Origin of the sequence: Ruminococcus sp. AM43-6 (assembly GCF_003461785.1) — a bacterium.
Classification (GTDB): Bacteria; Bacillota; Clostridia; order Oscillospirales; family Ruminococcaceae; genus Hominimerdicola; species Hominimerdicola aceti.
This window is the reverse complement of record NZ_QTXU01000017.1, coordinates 25,891-50,094: the sequence shown is the minus strand read 5'-3', so window position 1 is coordinate 50,094 and position 24,204 is coordinate 25,891. Positions and strand designations below refer to the sequence as shown.

Below are 24,204 nucleotides of genomic sequence, written 5' to 3'. Positions count from 1 at the left end.
TACAAAATCTGTACGGAGCGTTTTTATTACTCAAATCTGAAATATTCAAAGTCAAAGTTGCTTCCCGGCAGGAACGCAAATGAAACCTTCTGTTTGCCGCTGATACCTGAGATATCAAAGCTCTTCTGGGCATAATTTTCGCTGTCACCTGTTCTGAACTCGCAGAGTATTCGGTTTTCGCCCTCGCTGCCGTTCAAAATAAGATGTATGCTGTTGAGGGCAAGCGGTGACTTTCCGCTTATAACGAGCCTGCTCGGCTGTTTTTCAGAGAAATCGAACTCGCCGAAATCAAGCATAACATTGTTGCCTATCTCGGTCACACACTTTTCGCCCTTTGTGAACTTGTCACCATAAATGTTGTCAGCATCAGCCGCATTATTCACCGCAAATTCACGGCTCACCTTTTCAAAGTTGAAACCGCCCACTTGGAAGCCGTCCTCAGTGAGGATACAAAGTGTCTCAATACCCTTGAGCTTTCTTGAAAGCTTGAAAGTTTCAGGCTTGAAGATCATCCACTCAGGCTCTTTGTGATAACTAAACGTGCCAAGAAGCTTGCCACCCTCCTCAGGTATCCCGTCATAAAAGCTTATCTTAACAGGGTCAAGGGTGTTCGCCCATATCTGCACCGTAACAGTGTCAGAGCCTGCACTGCCGAAGTCAAGATTATCATATGCCGCCCATGATGTTACCCTGCCCATTGCAAAGCCTACACCCTTCTTCATGCCGCTTGAAACGTTGTCACTCGCCCTTGTGAATAGTCCGCCGATAACAAACTGATAAGGGTCGGTAAGTGCGCTTCCAAGACCCTGTGCAGTGAATTTGAGCACAGAAATGATGTGATAACGCTCAGTGCCGTTTTTGCACATTGCACGAAGCCAGAAGCTTCCGTCGCCCTTTGCTTTCACCCTTACACCGTCTGCTGTTACATCGCATTCTGCAAGATTAGATGTTATACCCTTTTCATTTGTTACCCTGAACTCTATATCCTCAGCATAATCCGAATTGGCAGGGAGTGCCTTATATTTCACTGTTATCTCAGGGTTATCCTTGTCAAGAGTAAGAGTATCAGTATAAAGCTCTATTTTTCTCACAGGTATCTCGTCTGTCCTGCCGCACTCGGCAGGAGCAAATGCCACGTTTTCAAGTGATGATGTGCCGCTGTCATATTCCGCCTCAACAGCATCAAGGGTAACAACACAGTCTGGCAGACCCTTTGATGTGAGCGTTACCTTTATCTCCCCCGTCTTATCAGCCACACCAATAACAGCAAGCATTTTTCCTGAGAAAAGCCTGCGTGATGTGCCTTTATACTGGTCATAGTCTGTGCTGTCGCCGTTGTCAAGACCCATAAGCCTTGCCGCACCCTGAACGCTCACGTTCACACGGTTGTTGGCGTTTGCACAGAAAATGCCGTCCTTGTCAAACGCGGATATCTCAATATAAACAAGGTCAGAGCCGTCTGCAAGTATCTCTGTCTTGTCAGGGACAGCTTCTATTCTAACAGCGTCCCCGAATGAACGCTGTATATCCTCTGCGATGATATTTCCATTCTCGTCATATGCAACAGCTTTAAGCTCGCCCTTTTCATATGGTATGATATAGTTCGCTGTCAGCTCCTTGCCATGCTTGTGGTCGATATCATATGCACCCATTGAAACGCCGTCCTTGAAAAGCTCAACTCTCGGAGCATTTGAGCAAACTCTCACGTCACAAGGAAGTCCGTCGCTGAAATCCCAGTATGGGAAAATATGCACGAACGGGTCGTCCTTATAGTCTGTCCACTCGGCACGGAAAACATATGCACTGTCTTTTGCAAAGCCTGCTGTGTCGAACTGACCGAAGTAGGAGTTTTTCGTGCTGTATGGAGTAGGCTCGCCTATGTAGTCAAAGCCTGTCCAAATGAACTGACCTGCACAGTATTCAGCGTCACGGTCAGGGATAATGCAAGCCTCAGTGTTCTTTGCGCCCCAGCCTGTACAGCTATTGCCCAAAGATGAACACTGCTCGTCATCGTCAGTTAGCAAGGTTTCAGACAGCGGGAAATGATAAATTCCACGGCTCTGAACAACAGAAGCCGTTTCACTGCCGTATATCATCCAATCAGGGTGAGCGGCGTGGTGTTCCTCATAAAGCCTCTCGCCGTAGTTATAGCCTGCAAGCTTGAGAATATCAGCGCATTTCTGACCGTTCTCCCACTGCATATAGTTAGAGCCGAATGTGACATAGCCGTTGCCCTCAGGGTCATGGAGCTTAACGAGCCTTTTGAGCCAAGCCGTTACCTCCTGACCTCTCTCGTCAGCGTGAGTGTCAAAAATCTCATTTCCCACACTCCAGCCTATGATAGAAGGGCGGTTTCTGTCACGGCGCACCCATGAAGCAACGTCCTTTTCTACCCACTCATCAAAAAATCTAGCATAGTCATAGTCGGTCTTTGACCTCTCCCACATATCAAAGCCCTCAGAGAGAATGAGCATACCTGTTTCGTCAGCGATGTCCATAAACTCCTCCGCAGGCATATTGTGAGAGGTTCTGATAGCGTTGATGCCCATTTTGCGTAGCTTTTTAAATCTTCTCCTTATAGCCGCAGGATTGGAAACTGCCCCAAGACAGCCGTTGTCATGGTGTTCGCATGAGCCGTGGAGCTTAACGTGTCTGCCGTTGAGATAAAAACCGCTGTCGCACTTGAATTTGATAGTCCTGAAGCCGAATTTCTGACTTATACGCTGTACACATCCGCCGTCAACAATAATTTCCGACACCATGGTGTAAAGCACAGGCGAGGTGATATCCCAAAGCTCAGGGTCTTTCACTGTCATGGTCTGAGCGGTGAGAGAATAGCTTACGCCTTTTACACGCACCGCCTCAGGTATGCAGGAAATATCCGCCCCACAAGCGTCAGACTCATAGCTTGCCACCTCTTTGCCGTCCTTGTCAAAAATAGTGTTCCTGATGCGGATTCCCCCAAGAGGAGTACCCACAGGACGAAGCATCTCAGCCTTCACAGTCACCTGCCAGCCGTCCTCCTGCTTTGACGTGGTGATATAAATGCCGTCATTGCCGAAACGTACCTCAGGGCTTTCGCAAAGCCAAACCTTTCTGAAAATGCCTGCTCCTGAATACCACCTGGAGTTTGGCGCGTGGTGATCCACACGGACAGTAACAACATTCTCTCCGTTCTTGACAAGGTCGGTGATATCGAACATAAATGCCGAGTAGCCGTATTTCCACTCCCCTGCCAAATCACCGTTCACATACACCTTGCTGTCCATGTAAACTCCGTCAAAGCGGATAAAAGTGCGTATGCCCTCTTTCTTTTGGTAAGAAAAAGCCTTTCTGTACCAGCCAGTAGAAGTTTCATATAGGTCATTTGTATCATAAATAAGCCAATCATGAGGAATGTCCACAGGCTTGAAAGCAAAGTCCTCTGAGTAGTCAGAGCCGAAAGCCGCCTTGTAAAATTCCCAATCGTTGCAAAAAAGCTTTCTGTCTAAGTATGTTTCACAGATATCCATAAAAACTCCTTTATATTTTACTTATCTGAATATGAAAATGTGCGTTTATCAAAGGCTTTTCAAGCTGATATTTCTCCGCAAGCCTTGGTCCGCAGGAGTTAGAACCTACCCCTGCCATTGCATAGTCAACGCAGATAACATTGCTCTCGCACCTTTCAAGCTCATAGTTATGCGCCTTTGCCGCAAGCTCCTCCTGCGAAAACTGAGAAGCGTTGAATGAAAACTCCTTGTCAGCGGTAAACTTCACCTTAGTGTCCCCACCGCACACAGTGAGATATCTGCACCCATAGTGCGATGAATTTTCCTGCGGTCTTATATAGTCCTCGTGCATATCCCCGATATCAGCCGCAAATCTGCCCATATAGCAAGCCTGACGCTTGTCAATGTAGCTTTCTGTAGGACCATATCCGAAATATTCCGCCTTTGAAAAGTCCCTTGGCATGAAAAGCCTTATACCGAACCTTGGAAGCATATCTATCTTATTTGAAAACTCCGCTTCGCATTTTATGTCAAGCCCACTGCCGTCAATAACATAAACAGCTTTCAGCCTGCAAAACGGCTGTTGTATAGACCAGCCAAAAGACTGTGTGACGCTTATCTCCGCTCTGTCCTCGCCCGCTGAAAGCTCACAGCCGTAGCTTTTCACATCAAAGTCATTAAGATGCACCTTGTACCAATTGTACTTCATAACATCATTATCCGTAGGCGCACGGAAGAAGTTATACTGCAAAGGTCTGTCAAGAAGCTCTCTGCCGCCGAATTTCACAGAAACAAACGCCGACTTACGCTTGTCAAAGCGGTAAACAACATCTCCCACTGTCACAGTGATATCAAGAGGCGTTTCCACAGCCTCAACATTTTCTTTCACCTCAGCGACCTTACAAGCCTTGCCCTCTGCTATCCTAAGTTGATCAAAGCACACCTCATAGCCATTTTCACAATAATCAGTGTCCTCCTTTGCAGTGAAAATAAACCTTATGAATGTTTCATTTTCATACTCCGCTGTATCATTGGGAACATTCACCACAGTGCTTCCCATAGGCTCGATGTCAAAATCCACTCTGCCGATATGTATAATACCGTTTTTGTCCGTTATCTCATAGTGGCAATCGAGAATATCCCCGGCGTTCACAAACTCAAGTGTGCTTGAAAAAACAAAGCTTCCCTCGCTTTCCCCTTTTGTTACTCGCACAGGTCTGTATACCTGCTTTACCTCAAGAAGTCCTGTGTGTGGCGTTCTGTCAGGATAAACAAGACCGTCCATGCAGAAATTGCTGTCATTGTGCCTTTCCCCGAAATCTCCGCCGTAGCCGTATTTTATCTTACCATCAGCCGTCTTACCAAGCGGTACAGAATGGTCGCACCACTCCCACACAAAGCCGCCGCAGAAACGCTCATTGGAATAGAACACATTGTGATAATCCTCCAGATCACCAGGGCCGTTTCCCATGGCGTGGCAGTATTCACACTGCACGAGAGGTCTGTTTTCCTCAGGCTTTTCAAGATAGCCTTTCAGCCCGTTTAAATCCCAGTACATACCCGAAACTACGTCAAGCACGCTGTCGGAAGTTCCGTCAAGGCAGTGTGTGCTTTCATAATGCACAAGCCTTGTATCATCAAGCCTCTTTATAAGCTCAGCTTCATCAAGCATATTTTTGCCATATCCGCTCTCATTACCCAGCGACCAGAACACCACGCAAGGGCGGTTGATGTCACGCTTTACAAGACATTCCGCACGATCTTTTATGGCATTGCCAAACCTCTCGTCGCAAGCAAGCATTGCAATGCCGTTGTAATCTGAATAGTCCCACTTGTAGTCATAATAGACCTCCACACAGCCATGTGACTCCAGATCCGCTTCATCAATAACATAAAGCCCCAGTCTGTCGCAAAGCTGATAAAACACAGGGGAATCAGGATAATGCGACGTTCTCACAGCGTTTATGTTGTGCTTCTTCATAAGCACAAGGTCAGCTTTCATCTGCTCATAAGAAGCATAATATCCCGTGTCAGGATAGCTGTCATGACGATTTACACCCTTGAACTTCACCGCCCTGCCGTTTATCTTAACAACGCCCTTATCCACCTTTACATTTCTGAAGCCAACCTCCTCACCGATAACCTCGTCGCCTGCATTGATAGTAAGCCTGTAAAGATAAGGCGTTTCAGCACTCCAAAGCTTGACGTTCTCTAACTTTATCTCAACGCTCTCACCGTCATAAGCCGAAAACTGAGCCATTGTAACACCATCATCATCGCAAAGCTTTGCCGAAACATCACAGCCGAATACCGTAAACTCCAGCCTTGCAGAGCCATTTTCACCGAGAACAGTTTTCACGATATAATTTTCAAGACGCATTTTCGGTCTTGACAGCACATAAACATCTCTGAAAATTCCCGAAAGCCTTATCTTGTCCTGATCTTCAAGATAAGTTCCGTCGCACCATTTCAGCACAGCGGCAGTAATGATATTCCTGCCCTCAGCGAGATATGGTGTAATATTAAACTCAGCCGTAGCGTGAGAAACCTGTGAATATCCCACAAAGCTGTCGTTCACATACAAATAAACGCAGCTGTCAACGCCCTCGAACACAAGCACCCTGTCCATGCCGTCAGGGGAATAATTATATTCACGCTGATAAACTCCCACAGGTATATCGTCAGGCACAAAAGGCGGGTCAAATGGTATTGGATAGCACACGTTCGTATACTGCGGCTTGTCATAGCCGTAAAGCTGCCAGTTTGACGGCACTGGGATAGTGTTCTCAAACTTTTCATGAATAAAATCGTCCTCTAGGTCTATTATGCTGTCATAATAACGAAAACCCCAGTTGCCGTTTAAAAGCTCCATTCGCTGAGAATTTTTACGGTCCTCAAAAGGATCCTGCCCCTTTGCAAACGGCACAAAATAGCAGTGCTTGTCAAGCGTGCCAATGTGCAGCGCCTGAGTATCCTCATGATATATCATTTTCGATCTTGGCGAATTTTCCGCCGCAAGCTTTAAAATATCCATAGCTGTTCTCCTTTACAAGTTTATAAATTACTGTAATTATTTTATCAGCTATTGACAGGCAAGTCAATGAATGATATTATTAATTTATAACAATATGAATATGGAGTTGATATTTTTGTTCTTTGCCGATTATCCTATCCTGGGAAACGAAAAGTCCCTGCCACTATATCTGCAAAATATGGGTCAGCAGCACTGTCAGGATCACCTTATAAGACCCGAGGGCTATCACTATGACCAGATACTCTACTGCACCAAAGGCAGCGGCACGCTTATCTTTGAGAATAAAGCCATTCCCATACCACATGATACCGCCATATTCATACCCGCTGAGACGCCCCACGAATACTATCCGGAAGAGGATATATGGGACATCCACTGGATAGTCCCCTGCGGATATGCCGCCAAGGATATCCTTACCCAGTTCGGCCTTACCGAGCTTAAAACCTTTCACCTCAGCGACACAAAAATGCTCGAGCATATTTTCCGCAAAATGCACAATGCTCTGCGAACCGACAGTATTTTCGGCAATTACAAAGCCTCTGGCTATTTGTATGATTTTCTTATGGAGTTTTACCGCCTTATCGCCTACAAAGACCCTGCCACGTCAGTATCCTCCGCCCTTATGAAAGCACTGGACTACATAAACTACAACTATTTTTCCCCTATCACAATGGACGAGCTTTGCAGTGTGTCAGGAGTAACTAAACAGCACCTTTGTCTGCTTTTTCGCAAAAAACTCAGTATGCGTCCAATGGAATACATCGCAAAACGTCGTATCCAAGAAGCCAAAGCCCTGCTTACCGGTACAGAAAAAAGCATCGAGCAGGTAGCCGAGGAAACAGGCTTTTGCTCAGAAAGCTATTTCTGCAAGCTTTTCAAAAGATACGAGGGAATGACCCCCTCCGCTTTCCGCCAGATCAAATAACCACAAACAAAAAAAGAGCCGCCCAAAGGCAGCTCAATTATGCAGAAAATTAGCCCTGCTCCTTCATCTTAGCGAAACACTCGCTACAGTAAACAGGTCTGTCCTCTCTTGGCTTGAAAGGAATAACAGCCTCGCCGCCGCAAGAAGCACAAGTTGCTGTGTAAGTCTGTCTTTCAGACTTTGTAGCAGCCTTTCTTGCATCTCTGCAAGCTTTACATCTCTGTGGCTCATTTACGAAACCTTTCTCAGCATAGAACTCCTGCTCTCCTGCTGTGAAAACGAACTCGTTTCCGCACTCCTTACATACTAATGTCTTGTCTTCGTACATGGTTCTTACCTCATTACATAAAATTGTGCCTAGTCGGATTTGCACCGACACCTTTGAATAAACAACGCTCTGCTATTAAGCTATACGGCCATATTCCTATCTCAACAGTGATCTCAATTTCCGTCTGACTCTCTGCATTGCATTGTCTACCGCCTTTTCCGACGTGCCCAAGCCTAATGCTATCTGATTGTATGACATTCCTCTCAAAAACGATTGAAATACCTGCCATTCCTGCTCCGAAAGTGCAGAAGTGATCTTATCATAAAGCTCATTCAGCTCCTCACGCTCCACTACGACCTCCTCAGGTACAGTGCCACCGCCGCCAAGAATAGCCTCAAGGTCAGCTTCCTCGCCGCCTGAAAGAAGTGCATTTCTGTGAACAGATGAAATGATCTTATTTTTTATACATTTTGTAGCGTAAGTTGAAAACTTCGCATTTTTGTCTTCACGATAGGTCCTAACCGCACCCAGAAGCCCCATAAGCCCCTCTTGGACAAGATCCTCGTGAACCTCAGCGCCATATTTTTTTGCCAGAAACTCCACCGTACAGATATATCTCGCAATAAGCTCACCGATAGCCGTTTTGTCACTCTGTGCATTTAGCACAAGCTGCTCATCTGAAAGCTTTTCCTGCTGATCCTGCCGATCGCCTCTCAAAAAATACCGCCCACCTAATCGTAGAAATTACCGCAAAGCCCCATTCTGACGCCACTGCGTAATGTTATAATACCATTTTAGACCATAAAAGTCAAGAGAATTGACGAAATCCGCCGTCCCTGTGAAAATATTTGTAACATACCACAGTTTTAAGAATGTATTCTTGTGATTTTCAACAAACAAAAAGTCAGCCGTGTCGAAATACACGGCTGACCGCAATTTACGCAACTTTGATGTTATACACGGCAGTATTTTGCTCTGCCATCGCTGAAAATATCCCCTCCGTGGCAATCGTCAGCCACAACAAGAGGAAAATCCTCAACGTAAAGTTTTTTCACAGATTCACAGCCCAGCTCCTCAAAAGCCACTACCTCACAAGACTTTATGCAGTTGCAGGCAAGTGCGCCCGCACCGCCTATAGCACAGAGATAGACCGCACCATTTCTTATCACGGCGTCCCTTACCTCTTGTGATCTCTCGCCCTTGCCGATCATTCCGCCCAATCCAAGATCAAGCAATCTCGGTGCAAACCTGTCCATTCTTCCTGAAGTGGTCGGTCCGCATGAACCGATAGGCTTTCCCTCAGGTGCAGGAGTAGGTCCGGCATAGTAGATAACAGCGTCTTTCAAAGGGATAGGGAGCTCCTTTCCCTCGTCAAGCAAAGCATTGAATCTTTTATGTGCAGCGTCCCTTGCAGTGTACACAACGCCCGAAAGCAATATCTTGTCACCGCATTTAAGCTCTCCGCTCACCGCTTTAAGCTCCTCGGAACGCACCTTTCTTATTTCCGACATGACAAACTATTATTCAGCGTCATCATCGCTTACAAGAGAAAGACCATCGTCAATAAGATCTCTTGCAGTGTTTACAGCACCGATACTATTGCCATACAGATCGTTAAGTGATGTAACGAGCTGCTGAACAGTTTCGCTCAGACTTGTGAACTGTGTCTTAACAGACTCTCTCAGATCAGCAGACTGTGCTCTGATGTTCTTAGCTTCGTTCTTAGCGTCGCTTACTACCTTTGCAGCCTCAGCATTTGCCTTTGATGTTACGTCAGCGGCTTCTGCGTTAGCCTTTGATGTAACAGCCTCTGCCTCTGCATTAGCCTTAGAAGTTACCTCGGCAGCCTGCTTGTTTGCTGCACTTGTAACAGCTTCAGCTTCCTGCTTAGCGGCAGCCGTCATTGCAGCAGCGCTTGACTTAGCTGTCTGAAGTGTAGTATCAGCCTCTGTCTGAGCATTTGTAACAAGCTTCTGTGCCTGTGCGTTTGCGTCAGCAAGAACCTGATCCTGAAGCTGCTTAGCTTCATCTTCCATCTGCTTAGCTGCCTTCTTAGCTTCCTGAACGACCTTATTAGCTGTGTTCTGAGCTTCCATGAACACGCTTCCAAGATCGAATGCAGGAGTGGCTGTGCCGGCATTAGCCTCAGCAGTTTCGAGCTTTTCTTTAAGATCCTCGATCTCCTGCTTCTGCTTTTCAAGCTCAGCGTCCTTTTCAGTTACCTGCTGCTCATAGTCAGCGATACGAACCTTCATTGTATCAGTATTAGCCATAAGCTCGGCTATCTTGTTTTTAGCCTCTTCTACCTTTTTCTCAAGTTCCTTCTTGCCCTCGAAGTCCTGCTTCTGAGCGCCGCCCTGCTTCTCAAGACGTTCGATAGTTTCGTTCTGGTCATTGACCTGAGCCTCAAGAGTATAAATTTTAGAAGTAAGGTCGTCTACATAAGCAAGAACGTCCTGCTTATCAAATCCGCCGACTCTAACCGTTCTTAAATAACCATTACTAGCCATTTCAATCCCTCCACATTAGTGATTATCTCTATTATACAATAAACCACGTTATTTTTCAACTGATTTAAGCCGTTTTCAAAAATTTCATTATTCCATACAAAATAGCAACTGAAATTTATACAAAATGTCTTAAAATCATATTTATCACAGAATAATTATATCAAATTTTCCGTAAGATTTCAAGTGCTTTTGCGAAAAATTTTCAATATCATGATAATTTTCTGAGAATACGAAAATCTCTTTAATTATGTAAACGTTTTCTGATTTTGGTTCAAACAAGGCGGACAGCGTAAACGCCGATCCGCCTTTGAAAGCATTATTACTTGTTCTTGAAGATATTAAAGATATCGTCGTAATAATTTGGATTATCAGCAGCCTTAACGCCAGCCTTGTGCATCGCTTCAGCGTCAGCCTTTGCGTCGTCAGCCTTCTGAGTAAAATTTGCAGTATATGTTGTCGCAGCCTTTGGCGCAGCAGCCTCAGGAACGTCATCTCTGTCAACAAAGTCAGCAGCGATAACAGTAACGTCCATAGCGTCCTTAGTATCAGGATTTGTACCGTTACCAAAAATGATCTCAACGTTATCGTCAGCAGCGTCTGCTATAGCAGCAGTAAGCTCGTCCATATCGCTGATAAGAAGATCCTCGCTCATTGTAACATTTACGATAAGTCTTCTCGCACCCTTGATAGAAGTTTCAAGAAGGTCGGAAGAAATTACCTGATTAATGATATCCTGTACTTTATCCTTGCCCTCGCCGTGACCAATAGCAATATGCGCTCTGCCTGCACCCTTAAGAATAGTAGTAACGTCAGCGAAGTCAACGTTGATCTCATCATGTCTTGTAATGATCTCAGCGATAGCGATAACGTCTGTCTTAAGAACTTCATCAGCGATAGCATAAGACTGCTTCATAGTGAGGCGCATCTCGTTTGTGATAAGGTTCTGGTTAGGGATAACGATAAGAGCGTCAACGTGCTTGATAAGAGCCTCGATACCCTTTTCTGCTCTCTCCATTTTCTTAGCGCCCTCAAATTTGAAAGGCTTTGTAACAACTGCGATAGTGAGCTTGTCAAGTGACTGTGCGATCTCAGCAACTACAGGTGCAGCACCAGTACCTGTTCCACCGCCCATACCTGCTGTGATGAATACCATATCAGCGTCCTTGATAGCGTTCTCGATCTCGTCCTTGCTTTCCTGAGCGGAAGCCTCGCCGATCTCAGGCTTTGCACCTGCGCCCAGACCGTGAGTAAGCTTCTCACCTATCTGGATCTGTGTGTGTGCAGCTGACTTATGCAGTGCCTGGATATCAGTATTAACAGCGATATATTCAACATTTCCCTCGATACCGGCCTGTGCGATACAGTTAAGTGCGTTTCCACCGCCGCCACCGACACCGATTACCTTGATCTTTGCGCCTACGACTGGCTCTTCAACATACTCGTAACCCATAATAGAACTCCTCCTAAAAGCGAATTTTCATACTTCTCCGTATTTTTACATATCAATTTATCAAATCAAAAATAAAATGCAAAAAAGCCTATGTGCCGAATATGCACATAAATAGATACAATAATATATTATCATACTTTTGTCAAAAAGTAAAGAACTTAAATGAAACCATTATAAATTTTTTATTAATTATCAATAAAACGACTGATTTTTCAGTTTCATTTGTGTATACTATACAATTAGTTATCCTGACCCCTACCAATCTGTGTTCGTCTGACCGTCCACATAGCCGTTGTCAGCATATCCATTGTCGGTATAGCCCTGATCGCCGCCGTTATCATATTGCCAGTCGGTGTTTCCGTTCTCGTTTGTCCACTGATCTGTGCCTGCATTGTCGGCGTCATTATTGCCGTCCCATGCGTTGGTATCATCGTCGTAGCCTTGGTTATCGTCACCCGTCCAAGCATCACCATTGTTCCATGTGTTGCCGTCATCAATATTAGTATCAGCCGACACCGCACTGCTGCTGTCATCAGGCTTTGCAGAGCTTGTGTCGTCAGGCTTTGACGACTCGTCCTGCGATTTCGGAATAGCCGAAATGCCGCTGTCAGCACCGTTGTAAATAAGCGTACCCTCGTAATCGTCAGTAATGCTCTCGTCAATTACCGCCTTAAGATATGTAAGCTTGTATTCCATATCCACTGAGCTTCCAAGCTTTATTTCAAGCCTGCCGTCATACATAAGCTTGATATCCGAACGGGTGGTCAGGTCAATAGAGTCTATATTTTTAAATTTCAGGTCATGAAGATCATTCAGAAGCTCTTTAAGAATATCCGCCTTAAATGAATCCTCCGAGGCAAGCTTGTCGCCCTGACTAAGGCTTTTAAGCTCAAAGCCCTTTACAACAGGTATATCCCCTGTCGGAGCAGGATTTTTCGTTTCAAGTATCTTTCCCGAAGCAGACAGCACATAGTATGAATTTTTATACTCGATATCAGCCGCCTTTTCGGCCTCTGTGCAGGTTATAACAAGTGTTGACGGAAATTTCTTTGTGACCTTGACATCATCAAGATACACAAGAGTATCTTTCAAACGCTTTTCAACTATATCCGTATTCGTCCTCACAAGGTTCTGTCCCGTTGAAACGCCGCCCACGCCAAGGACCTGATCCTGTTCGTAAAGGGTAACGCCCTCTATTTTTATCTCCGACACATTAAAAAACAAAAACATACTCAGCACCAGCAGCAGCGCTGCAGCCGCAAAAAATCCGGCAACATACACGTTGCGCATATTCACTGTCTGCCGACGTGCCGCAGGCCGCTGTGAGTTCTTTCTGTTTTCCTTGTAAGTTCCGTTCATTTTACTCTTTCCTAACTGCTAGTAATTTACACGTTTTATGTTTCCGCCCAGAAGCGTAAAAGCATTTTCAATGCAGTCATAGCCCCTGTCCATAAGCTTTATATTAGTGAGAGATGTTTCTCCCTCTGCCGAAAGCGCCGCCACAGCCAACGCCGCACCGCCTCTAAGGTCAGGCGCACGGACTTTTGCTCCGTAAAGCTCCTTCACGCCCTCGATAACAGCCACTTTTCCCTCTGTCTTTATATCCGCACCCATTCTCACAAGCTCGTCAACATGGCGGTAGCGGTTTTCAAAAATATTTTCCACCACCACACTGGTGCCTTTTGCCTTAGCAAGTGCCGCCGTGACTATCGCCTGAGCGTCCGTAGGAAATCCCGGGTAAGGCATAGTCCTCACCGTCCGCACAGCTTTTAGCTGTTTAGGCGCTTTTATAAATATCCTGTCCTCATATAGAAATACCTGACAGCCCATTTGCTCAAATATAGGTATGACCGCACGGATATCCCCTGCCCTTGCCCCAAGCAGACCTATCTCACCGCCTGTTGCCGCCGCCGCGCTCATAAAAGTCGCCGCAACTATCCTGTCAGGCATGACAGAGTATTCACAGCCGTGTAGCTTTTCCACACCGCTTATTGTTATCGTTCCGCCCCCTGCGCCGCTTATCTTTGCACCGCAGCAGTTCAGAAACTCCGCAAGATCGCATATCTCAGGCTCTCTTGCCGCATTGTATATCACCGTGTCGCCCTTTGCCAGAACAGCCGCAAGCATGATGTTCTCAGTCGCTCCCACAGAGGGGAACGAAAGATCTATCCTAGCCCCTCTAAGCCCTCTCGGGCAGGTGCAGCTAAGCACGCCATACTCCTCGTTTATCCTGACGCCCATTTTTCTAAGTGCGCACAGGTGCATATCTATAGGTCTCGGACCAAGCTCACACCCTCCCGGGAATGACAGCCTGCATTCACCTGTTCTTCCAAGAACAGCTCCCAGAAAAACGATAGACGAACGCATCTCTCTCATAAGCTCATCTGGCACAAAGGTCTTTACAGCGCCCCTTGTGTCCACAGTAACACAGCCGTCCTCACGGCTGCACCTTGCCCCAAGCACCGACAGAATGCGACAAGCCGCAAATACGTCCGAAAGCGCAGGACAGTTATGTAGCCTGATCTCTCCGTTTATAAGAACACACCCTGCCAGCAGCGGCAGAGCTGCGTTTTTTGCTCCCTGAACGGTTATCTCTCCGTTCAGCCTGCTTCCTCCCTGAATGATAAGCCGTTGCATAAGCGTCGCTCCTTTTAAGGTTTTGACTTATCTTATGCAGGACCGCCCATATAGGTTAAAGCTATCTGTTGATATATATCTCTATAGCGTTTGAAACAGGCATAAAAGCAGGCAAACAAGGCAGATAGGAGTCCTTGCCTATCTTCTTTTTCATATCCTTAGTTGAAAGTATCATGCCGGTAACGCAATCGTCAAATGTACCATCGTCCATATCAGTGATATTCACAAGTATCCTTACAGTGACCTCCCTGCTGGAAAACGGAGGAACAGTGTCGCCTATAACCTCGCCGTCGCTGTTTGTTGTAACGCTGGTCGCATAGCATACCGCATTGTCATATTCTGAAGAAACATGGCTGATCTCATACTGCGGTATCTTTATCTCAAAAGGAGACGGGTTTTTGATATTGAACACTATATCTGCAAAACGGTAGCTTGAACTCAACTCAGAACCAAAAGCTTCTTCGTTGTATACAGAATAATTTGACAGCGCATATGTTTTAAAATCCGTCATACCCATTGTTTTGAACACGTTGTCATCATATCTAACCACGCTCTTGTCTGCGTCGTTGAAAAACAGCGGTGGGAAGAAGAACACCATAAGCGCAAGCACGATAATAACAGCCACAACTGTCTTTATTATCTTGCTACGCTTTACATATGAATCTCCCACCTTTACTCCCTTGCTAAGACCTTTCGCCGCCTGCGCAGGCATAGCCGCAGCGTCCTCAAGGAAATCGTCCTCTTTGTCGTCCTCTTCCTTGTGCTTGGTAGGGTCATCGTAAGTCTTTGTGGCACGGTCGAACTCCCCTGCCTTGTTAAACTTTTCTCCGTCAAAAATCTCGTCGGCGGTGCGGTTCACTCCGCTGCCCTTGAACTTTTTATCTGACAGCTTTTTTATCTTGTCAACATCAGGCACTTCAATGCTGTCCATTGAAGCCCTCTTGTTATACTGTCTGTAATTCTTATCCATTATTTTATCCCCTTAAATTTTACGTTCCTTATCCCTTAATAAGCGGCTCTAAAGCCTTGAATATCCTGTCCTCAGTATCGGCAACATGAAGCTTTGCAGCGTTTTCCGAGCACTGTCTGAGCTTCTCAGGGTCTTCTATAAGCCCCTTTACAGTATCAATGAAAAGCTTTTCCGTCAAGTCTTTTTCTTCGATAACAAAGCCTGCTCCTGCGTTTTGCAATACCATGCCGTTGTAATACTGATGATTTTCAGCCACCATAGGCGACGGGATAAGCACAGAAGCTCTGCCCATTGCTTCAAGCTCCGCCAGCGAAGCTGCTCCGCACCTTGATATAACAAGGTCAGCCGCAGCCATTGCCACAGGCATATTGATATAATCCTTTATGATACGTCTGCTGTTGTTGATATCTATACCCATAGCCCTGAGCTTTTCAGGATAATCCTTATATCCCTGATAAGTGCCGTAGGAATGTATATGACACACCTTAACATCATTGTCCTGATACCATTTCAAAAGCTTTGCGATATTCTCATTAAGCACTCTCGCACCCAGACTTCCGCCTGTTGAAAGCACACATATTTCATTTTCATCAAAGCCAAGCTGTTTTTTAGCCTCCGACTTTGACATGGTGTTGAAAGCTCCCCTTACAGGCAGACCTGTCACCACAGTCTTGGCATTTTCGGGCATATACTTTTCTGCCTCTTTCACAGTGAGCATAACAACGTCTGCAGACTTTGCAAGTATCTTGTTTGTCACGCCCGGAAAAGCGTTCTGCTCGTGAATAGCCGTCTTTATGCCCATTTTAGCGGCTTTTCTAACTATAGGTCCTGAAACATATCCTCCGGTTCCTATAACAAGATCAGGCTTTGCTTCCTTTATTATCTTCTTTGCAGTGCTTCCTGACTTTACAAGACACCCTGCCGCATGGATATTTCTTTTGAGATTTACCCAGTTAGGCTTTCTCTGAAAGCCCTCTATCTTTATAGGATAGAACTTATATCCCGCCGCAGGCACGAGCCTAGCCTCAAGCTTTTCAGGATTTCCCGCAAAGCTTATCTCAGCGTCAGGATAATGTTTTTTTATTATTTCCGCAATGGCAAGAGCAGGATTTACATGACCTGCCGTGCCTCCGCCTGCAAGTAAAACTCTGAGCATAGAACTAATACCTCTTTACTTTTTTTTGATGCACTGACGTGAAACGTTGAGCATGATACCCATTTCTGCAAGCTGTATCATCAGTGCAGTACCGCCGTAGCTGAAAAACGGCAGTGAAATACCCGTGTTAGGGAAAGCGTTGCAGGCTACCATAATGTTGAAAAGTGCCTGCGAGCCTATCTGTATTGTTATACCAGCCGCAAGAAGCATACCAAAACGATCCTTGCTTCTTGAAGCGATCATGAAGCCCTCGATTATAAAAAGCACAAACAGCAGTACCACCACCATTGCACCCACGAAGCCAAGCTCCTCGCAGATAATAGCGAAAACGAAGTCGTTTTGCGACTCAGGCAGATAGTATTTTTGCCTTGACTCTCCAAATCCAAGACCAAACCAACCGCCCGAACCTATAGACAATAGAGATTCATAGGTCTGGAAGGTCTTTCCGCTAGGGTCGGATTCAGGATTTTTCCAGCTCTGTATACGATCTGAAATATAAGAAAAGCCTGAGCCTGACGCCATTTTATATATCAGCAGCAGCACCCCGAAAACAGCACACACACCGATAAATTTCCAGAAGGTCTTTTTTGGCATACCGCTTATGAACATCATAGACACGCCCATGATACCCACCAGCATAACAGCCGACATATGCCTCTGTAAAATAAGCACCAACGCCACCGCACCCATTATCACAGTAAACGGTATAATACAGAATTTCCAATCCTTGAACTTAGGATAATTCACTGACATTATGTATGCGAAAATAATAATGAACGTTACCTTCAGAAGCTCCGACGGCTGAAAGCTGATCGGGCCTATTTGTATCCAACGCTTTGCACCGGCAACGTCTATTCCGAAAAGAGCTGTATAAAACGTAAGAAGATATGTGGCGATAAACGCAATATATGCTATCTTAGTGTTCTGAAAGAAGTGATAATCAAGATAGCTCGTGGCAAACATCAGAAGAAGACCAAGTCCGGCAGACTTGAGCTGGCTCACCAGATAATAATATCCATCGTTATATTCACTCAGACCCCACGCATAGCTTGCAGAAAACATCATCAGAAGTCCGAATACAAGCAATACCATTACAAGAATGAAAAACGGCTTGTCTATCTCCGTAAGTATAAATCTGAATCTATGTTTTCTTTTTGCCTGTGCCACAGGTTGTTTAAGAGGAACGTGACTATTATACACTATGCTTCCGTCACGTTCACGTCTAGGACCTCTTATAGCCAAACAAACAACCTCCCAACAAAATCTCTATATGAAAAACTTTCCCGAATATATCAAAAACGCTATCGCCGCCGCAGCCCCTGCCACAGATATCACAGCGAATATCCCGATCACGGTGTGATCTCCGTGACCCTTTTTCTGCAAATGCTCATGAAGCGTGTAACCTTTCATAAGCAGCTTTTTTCTTATCTTAAAAACAATATACTGCAAAAGCCCGCAAGCTCCGTCAACGACCACAGACGCACCTGCCGGCAGGAAAACGAAATATTCTCCCGAAAGCAGCACCGCCATAGTCATAAGACCACCAAGCGCCAGCGCACCCGACTCGCCCAAATAAAGCTTCGCAGGACTGCACCCCCAAAAGAGAAAGCCTCCTGCCGCACCCATTGTGCAAACAGCAAAAAGCTGAGCAGCATCAGAGCCTGCCCCTGCCGCAAGACCACTTGACAACCCTGCCGAAAATATCAAAGCCGTAACGGCACACAGCCCGTCAGTGCCCGTGTCGGTCTTACCGCCTGCGCAATCGTGTATCTTCACCATGTTTATCCCCACTGTCATAAACAGCGGAAAAAGCGGATAAAAAAGCCTGCCGAACTGCACATAGCCCAAGTGAAAAGGCATAAGCACAGCCGTCTGCACTCCTCCGCAGTATCTAAGCCCCACGCATACACCAAGACATATAAGATACTCCATACATATCTTGTAAAAAGGCTTCATGCCTATGCCAAGCTTTTTCTCCTTAACATAGTCCTCCGAAAGCCCGATAGCCGTGAGCATCAAAACTCCGCCCAGAGCGATAAACACACGCCTCGAAAACTCTCCGTTCTCAAAACTCAGCACCGCCTGCGAGTCATAAAATATAACTCCCGTAACAATGCCGAATATAACGCAGAGCATTATGACAACTCCGCCGAATTTTGGCTCAGAGCCGTCCTTTGCGAACCTGTCGCCTATATAAAAATCGAATTTACCTGTTTTTATCCTGCGGAAATATGGTATGAAAACTCTGCCGAGAACATATCCCAGCACCATTTCACACCCCAGTATCACCGCCTGCACGCTCCAACTCATTTTGTCAGTGCATTGAACACTTCTTCAAGCTTCATTCCTCTGCTTCCCTTGAAAAGCACAGCGTCGCCCTTTGCAACTACCTCTTTCAAAGCCGCCGCAAGGTCATCTCTGCTTTCAAAGTGCCTGCAACTTTCCTTTGCAAAGCCCTTTTTCTCAGCACCCTCTATATAGCACTTTGAGTCCTCGCCAAAGCAGTAAAGCAGATCAGCCTTTGAAGCCGCAACATACTCTCCCACGTTTCTGTGATAGGTCTTTGAGTTCTTGCCAAGCTCCAGCATATCTCCAAGCACGCAAATGCGCTTGCCCTCCGCCTGTGCCTGTGAAAGCACCGAAAGGCTCGCTTTCATTGAGTCAGGCGCAGCATTGTAGCAGTCAACTATATATGTAACTCCGTCAATGACGGTAACATTCTGTCTTAAACCCTCCGGTTTGAACTGAGCAATGCCCTTTACAATATCCTCAGGAGGAATATCAAGCGCAAGGCCCACACAGAACGCCGCAAGAGCGTTCTTTACATTATGCTCTCCCAAGCAGTTTATCTGGGCGGCTATCTTTCCGCCCTCATAGTTTATAGTAAATGTTATGCTGTTGTCAACAGTCTTAACACCGCTTGCATAAACATCGCAGTCCTTCTTTGATACAGAATAGTAATAAACCTTTCTGTCAGAATGTAACTGCACTCCTGCAAGCAATTTATCATCACGGCAAAGTATCAGCGGAGCGTCATAAGCCGCACCGTCAAGTATCTCAAGCTTCGCCTTGAGAATGTTTTCCTGCGTGCCGAGATTTTCAATATGTGAAATGCCGATGTTAGTTATAACAGCCACGTCAGGCTGACATGACATTGACATTCTCGATATCTCCCCCTGATGTGACATACCCATTTCGATAACAGCCGCCTCATAACTGCTGTCAAGACCGAAAAGCGTCTGCGGCATACCTATCTCATTGTTGTGGTTGCCCTGAGTTTTCAGCGTCTTGTATTTCTGTGCCACAACAAGGGCTATCATATCCTTAGTGGTGGTCTTTCCCACGCTTCCTGTTACGCCAACTACCTTAACATCGAATTTAGACCTGTAATACCCCGCAATGTCAAGCAATGCCCTTGCAGTGGAGTCAACGATCATACATCTTGCACCCTCCACAGGTCTTTCCGTGACAACAGCCTCCGCACCAAGCTCCATAGCCTTTGCGGCAAAGTTGTGTCCGTCAAAATTCTCACCCTTTAATGCAATAAAAAGCGAGCCTGGCTTTATTGTTCTCGTATCGGTGGAGATATCGGAAATTTCAACGTCAGCAGGATAGCCGTAGCTTCCGTGAACCGCCGATATTATCTCCTGTAAGCTTAATTTTTCCATTTTAATTCTTATCCGCCAATTTCTCGGCAGTATCTCCTTTCCCTTTTCTTATAAATATATATCTATTTTCATTCATCGCCGAAATGATGCAAACGGGACATCGTATTTCTGCAAAGCAGAAATTGCGCTGCTACCCTACATAACAAATACGTTATTTTCTATCTCTTATCTGCCCTCAGCTTCAAGCTCTTTAAGAGCGTCCGCAACGACTTCTCTCTCGTCAAAATGTATCTTCACACCGCCTGCAAGTATCTGATAATCCTCATGACCCTTGCCGGCAAGCACGATTATATCGTCCTTTTCCGCATGATGTATAGCCCAGTGGATAGCCTCACGCCTGTCAACGATAGTTATGTAAGGAGTCGTCTTGCCCTCCAGACCAACCAGAACGTCGTTTATGATATCCTGCGGATCTTCATTTCTCGGGTTGTCGGAAGTGACGATAAGAAAATCAGCATTGTCCGCCGCAGCCGCAGCCATAAGGCTTCTCTTTGAAGCGTCTCTGTTTCCGCCACAGCCGAAAAGGCATTTTACCTTTCCGCTTGCACTGTTCTTTATAGCCGAAAGCACGTTCACAAGTGCGTCAGGAGTGTGAGCATAGTCGCATATAACAGTGAAATCTCTGCCCGTCGGAACTATCTCCGCTCTTCCTCTTACGCCCTGCATAGTGCCCAAAGCTCTGATAGTCTTGTCAACGTCAAATCCAAGGGTCTCACAGCAGGCTATAACAGCCAGCGAGTTTGAAACGTTGAAAAGTCCGGGCATATTGAATGAAACATTGTGCTTTATCTTTCCGTCAGTGAAAACATACTTCACACCGCTTGCTGAAAGCAGTATATCCTCTGCTCTGAAATCAGCCTTTGTACAGCATGAATAAGTTTTCGCAGGACAGCTTATCTCTTTGAGATACCTTCTGCCGTATTCATCATCAATGTTGATGATAGCGTTGTCAGATATAGTGAAAAGTATCTTCTTAGCCTGATAGTAATTTTCCATCGTACCGTGAACGTCAAGATGATCCTGCGTCAGGTTAGTGAAAACGCCTACCTTATAATGACAGCCTGAAAGTCTTTTCTGTTCCAAGCCCTGCGAGGAAGCTTCCATAACAACATAGTCGCACTTCTCATCAGCCATTTTTCTGAAAAGCTCATAAAGGTCATAAGGCTCAGGAGTCGTTCTTGCAGTAGGATAAACGTCGTCGCCTATCTCGTTCTGACAAGTGCCGATAAGACCAACCTTACAGCCGAATGAAGAAAGCACCTTCTTTATAACAGTTGTGATAGTCGTCTTTCCGTTAGTGCCTGTTACACCGATAAGAGTAAGCTCCTTTTCAGGGTGACCGAAAAATGCCGCACACAGCAGAGGGAAAGCCTCTCTTGTGTTCTCCACGATTATCTGACAGTCAAGCCCCAGATCTCTTTCGCAGACTACAACTGTACAGCCCTTTTCTATCATGTCCTTAGCAGCGTCATGTCCGTCAAAGGTCTTTCCTTTTATGCACACGAACATCGAGCCTGCCTTGACAGCCTTTCTTGTGTCGCTCGTGACGTCGCTTATCTCCATATCAGGCAGAGAAGTTTTCGCAACGTCCTTTATGATATCATATAGTTTCATAATTATCATTCCTTATCATGGTTTCTTACTGTGAGCCTACCGAGGTCACTGCAAATGTTACCGACACAGCCGTTCCCATTGGAACGCTCTGTCCTGCTCCCACGCTCTGATCGGACTGTGCAACTGCACCCTCCTCCTCATAGCCTGAGCCTTCTGCCGTCAAGTTAAGACCATACATATCAAGCGTAGCCTTTGCCTGCTCCTTTGTAAGTCCTTTAAGTTCAGGCACCGTAACAGTTTCTTCCTTGGCGTTTGCTTCTGTATAAAGCACAACCGATCCGCCATGCTCTATCTTTGCGGCAACAGGCGTCTGCTTAACAACAGTGTCGCCCTCGCCCTTGACCTTGACCTCAAGTCCAAGATCTTCAAGTGTCTTTTTGGCTTCCTCAACAGTATAATACTGAACGCTAGGTACTGATACCTGCAAGTCTGCAAGCTCGCTTTCGTCATACTCAGGGAAGATCCCCACATAAGGCAGAACGTCTGAAAGCACGTTCACGCATATAGGTGCTGCCACCTGGCTTCCGTAGAATTTCTCGCCCGTCGGGTGGTCTACCATTACGAGCATTACTATCTCCGGATCGTCAGCAGGAGCAAATGCACAGTATGAAGAAACATAGGTCTGACCCGTGATATCCTCGTCCATTTTCTGAGACGTGCCAGATTTACCGCCTATTCTGTAGCCTTTTATATAGCAGTTTGAACCCGGCTGACCCTCAACAACGCCTTCAAGTATCTCTCTCATAGTAGCGGAGGTGTCCTCAGAAATGACCTGACGTCTTACAACAGTGTCCATTTTCTTTACAATGTTGCCGTTCTCGTCAGTTATACTGTTCACTACCTGCGGTGTAACAAGATAACCGCCGTTTATAGCCGCCGAGTAAGCTGTTATCATCTGTATCGGCGTTACCTTATTTGTCTGACCGAATGAAGATGAAGCAAGCTGAACAGGGCCCATGTTGCTAAGTGGCATACTGATAGAATTTGATTCCGCAGGCAGGTCGATACCTGTCAGCTCGTTGAAACCGAACGCATTGTAATACTGACAGAACTTTTCAGAGCCAAGCTTCATGCCTATCTGAATGAATGCAGGGTTACATGAGTTTAGCATTGCCTGGGCAAAATCCTGCGAACCGTGGTCGGTAAATGACCAGCAGTGGAAAGTCGTGTCCTCCACCTGTATCTGAGTGCCGCAGCCAAAAATATCATTAAGAGTGATAGCCTTTTCTTCCAAAGCCGAAGCACCTGTTATGACCTTGAATACAGAACCCGGATTGTATGTTTCTGAAACCGCCTTGTTCTTCCACTGAAGCGACCATGCGTCAAGCTGTTTCTGCTTGTAATCGTTTGAATCTTCATCAAGCCCCGCAAGCTCCGCCGCCGTCTTTTCATCGGAGATAGCCGCAGGCTCGTTAGGGTCATAAGGATCAGAAGTCGCCATTGCGTATATCTGACCTGTCTTAGGATTCATTATGATACCGCAGGCTCTGTCAGTAGGCTGATTTTCCTCAACTGCCTTTGCAAGCTCTTTTTCAAGGATATACTGAATGTTGGCGTCGATATTCAGATTAAGATCGTCGCCGTCCTGAGCGTCATAGCTCTGCTTGTATCTGTATGGTATCTCAGTTCCGTCGCTTGCCTTTGCAGTGATTATCCTGCCGTCAATGCCGCTGAGATAATCGTCATAGTAAGCTTCAAGACCATATATGCCGTTGCCCTCATAGTCCGTGTGACCAAGAACAACAGAAGCAAGAGTATTCTGTGGATAAAGTCGCCTTGTGGTAGGGTCGCACCTTACGCCGTCAATGCCAAGCTCCGTTAGCTTATCCTCGATAGCCGTGGAAACGGTCTTTTCCACCTCTTTTTTCAGCACGATGTACTGAGTATCCGTCTTAGTGAGTTTTTCTCTCACAGTGTTAGTGTCTATTTCAAGATTGAGTGCCAAAAACTCCACAAGCTCGTCAAGACATTCGTCCCCTGATTTCGTTGCATCAAGTCTTTGCTGATATGTAGCCTTCTTGGACGCATCGTCCTCTTTGGCTATATATCCTTTAAGCTCCTCTATCTTCTTGTCGTTGTCATCAAGCTTTTCTTTGAGCATAAGAGGGTCTGCATAAACAGTATAGACCGTTGCGCTCTGAGAAAGCACCGTTCCGTTTGAATCATAAATAGTGCCTCTTGACGCTGAAACAGCCGTGCTTTTGAGCTGCTGGGCGTTTGCAAGGGACTGCCACTTCTTGCCGTCCTTTATAGACACCGAAAAGATGGTCGCAACCGTATATATAAGTATCGCCGCCACAGGCAGGCTCAGCCAAATATTCAGACGTTGTTTCATTCTGGCACTTGGTCTGTCGGTCATAAATATCTCCTCTCAGGACATCACCACACATACAAAATCTTCAATAATTTAGCATGATACGGCAAATATCGTATTTTCACACATACAAATTAATAGAACAAGAAAGCTAAGCACAAATATCT

The 24,204-nt window shown here is 45.8% G+C and carries 17 protein-coding genes; 1 reads left to right on the top strand and 16 read right to left on the bottom strand.

Translation table 11 applies throughout. From position 1 onward, the window contains the following. Positions 1-26: 26 nt before the first annotated feature. Together DW938_RS09870 and DW938_RS09865 are read right to left on the bottom strand one after the other, a co-directional pair. Positions 27-3,512: a sugar-binding domain-containing protein gene (locus DW938_RS09870; protein WP_118124654.1), complete on the bottom strand. Its 3,486-nt coding sequence runs from the start codon at positions 3,510-3,512 to the stop codon at positions 27-29. Positions 3,513-3,522: 10 nt separating this feature from the next. Further along, positions 3,523-6,525, bottom strand: a complete 3,003-nt coding sequence (locus DW938_RS09865) for a glycoside hydrolase family 2 TIM barrel-domain containing protein (protein ID WP_118124653.1) — start codon at positions 6,523-6,525, stop codon at positions 3,523-3,525. A gap of 70 nt (positions 6,526-6,595) precedes the next feature. Between DW938_RS09865 and DW938_RS09860 the strand changes: the two genes are divergently transcribed. Continuing rightward, positions 6,596-7,450 (top strand): AraC family transcriptional regulator, encoded by an 855-nt coding sequence (locus DW938_RS09860; RefSeq protein WP_242992479.1) that lies wholly within the window; start codon positions 6,596-6,598, stop codon positions 7,448-7,450. A gap of 49 nt (positions 7,451-7,499) precedes the next feature. On the opposite strand, the gene DW938_RS09855 is transcribed toward DW938_RS09860, so the two are convergent. The 14 genes from DW938_RS09855 to DW938_RS09790 form a co-directional block, all read right to left on the bottom strand. Beyond that, positions 7,500-7,778 (bottom strand): zinc-ribbon domain containing protein, encoded by a 279-nt coding sequence (locus DW938_RS09855; RefSeq protein WP_022288363.1) that lies wholly within the window; start codon positions 7,776-7,778, stop codon positions 7,500-7,502. 96 nt (positions 7,779-7,874) lie between these two features. Further along, a complete protein-coding gene (locus DW938_RS09850; RefSeq protein WP_117939364.1) occupies positions 7,875-8,435 on the bottom strand; it encodes a sigma-70 family RNA polymerase sigma factor in 561 nt (186 codons plus the stop codon). A gap of 236 nt (positions 8,436-8,671) precedes the next feature. Continuing rightward, positions 8,672-9,229: a FumA C-terminus/TtdB family hydratase beta subunit gene (locus DW938_RS09845; protein ID WP_022288361.1), complete on the bottom strand. Its 558-nt coding sequence runs from the start codon at positions 9,227-9,229 to the stop codon at positions 8,672-8,674. Between the two features lie 9 nt (positions 9,230-9,238). Beyond that, positions 9,239-10,228 carry a hypothetical protein gene (locus DW938_RS09840; RefSeq protein ID WP_022288360.1) on the bottom strand — a complete coding sequence of 330 codons (990 nt, stop codon included), beginning with the start codon at positions 10,226-10,228 and terminating at the stop codon, positions 9,239-9,241. A gap of 319 nt (positions 10,229-10,547) precedes the next feature. Next, positions 10,548-11,678: a cell division protein FtsZ gene (gene ftsZ, locus DW938_RS09835; RefSeq protein WP_022288359.1), complete on the bottom strand. Its 1,131-nt coding sequence runs from the start codon at positions 11,676-11,678 to the stop codon at positions 10,548-10,550. Between the two features lie 255 nt (positions 11,679-11,933). Beyond that, positions 11,934-13,037 (bottom strand): FtsQ-type POTRA domain-containing protein, encoded by a 1,104-nt coding sequence (locus DW938_RS09830; protein WP_118124652.1) that lies wholly within the window; start codon positions 13,035-13,037, stop codon positions 11,934-11,936. Positions 13,038-13,055: 18 nt separating this feature from the next. Next, complete coding sequence (murA, locus tag DW938_RS09825) at positions 13,056-14,315, bottom strand: UDP-N-acetylglucosamine 1-carboxyvinyltransferase (protein WP_118124651.1); 1,260 nt, start codon at positions 14,313-14,315, stop codon at positions 13,056-13,058. 61 nt (positions 14,316-14,376) lie between these two features. After that, complete coding sequence (locus DW938_RS09820) at positions 14,377-15,285, bottom strand: hypothetical protein (protein ID WP_118124650.1); 909 nt, start codon at positions 15,283-15,285, stop codon at positions 14,377-14,379. A gap of 28 nt (positions 15,286-15,313) precedes the next feature. After that, a complete protein-coding gene (gene murG, locus DW938_RS09815) occupies positions 15,314-16,441 on the bottom strand; it encodes an undecaprenyldiphospho-muramoylpentapeptide beta-N-acetylglucosaminyltransferase (RefSeq protein WP_117892253.1) in 1,128 nt (375 codons plus the stop codon). Positions 16,442-16,456: 15 nt separating this feature from the next. After that, a complete protein-coding gene (locus DW938_RS09810) occupies positions 16,457-17,683 on the bottom strand; it encodes a putative peptidoglycan glycosyltransferase FtsW (RefSeq protein WP_117957808.1) in 1,227 nt (408 codons plus the stop codon). Positions 17,684-17,707: 24 nt separating this feature from the next. Then, positions 17,708-18,751 carry a hypothetical protein gene (locus DW938_RS09805; RefSeq protein WP_118124649.1) on the bottom strand — a complete coding sequence of 348 codons (1,044 nt, stop codon included), beginning with the start codon at positions 18,749-18,751 and terminating at the stop codon, positions 17,708-17,710. Continuing rightward, on the bottom strand, positions 18,748-20,109 hold the full coding sequence (gene murF, locus DW938_RS09800; protein WP_038670530.1) for a UDP-N-acetylmuramoyl-tripeptide--D-alanyl-D-alanine ligase: 1,362 nt from the start codon (positions 20,107-20,109) through the stop codon (positions 18,748-18,750). The genes DW938_RS09805 and murF overlap by 4 nt, the downstream gene beginning before the upstream one ends. Before the next feature lie 165 nt (positions 20,110-20,274). Beyond that, positions 20,275-21,723: a UDP-N-acetylmuramoyl-L-alanyl-D-glutamate--2,6-diaminopimelate ligase gene (locus tag DW938_RS09795; protein ID WP_117859042.1), complete on the bottom strand. Its 1,449-nt coding sequence runs from the start codon at positions 21,721-21,723 to the stop codon at positions 20,275-20,277. A gap of 25 nt (positions 21,724-21,748) precedes the next feature. Further along, entirely contained in the window at positions 21,749-24,082 is a 2,334-nt protein-coding gene (locus DW938_RS09790; protein ID WP_118054260.1) for a penicillin-binding transpeptidase domain-containing protein, read from the bottom strand. Positions 24,083-24,204 lie beyond the last annotated feature (122 nt).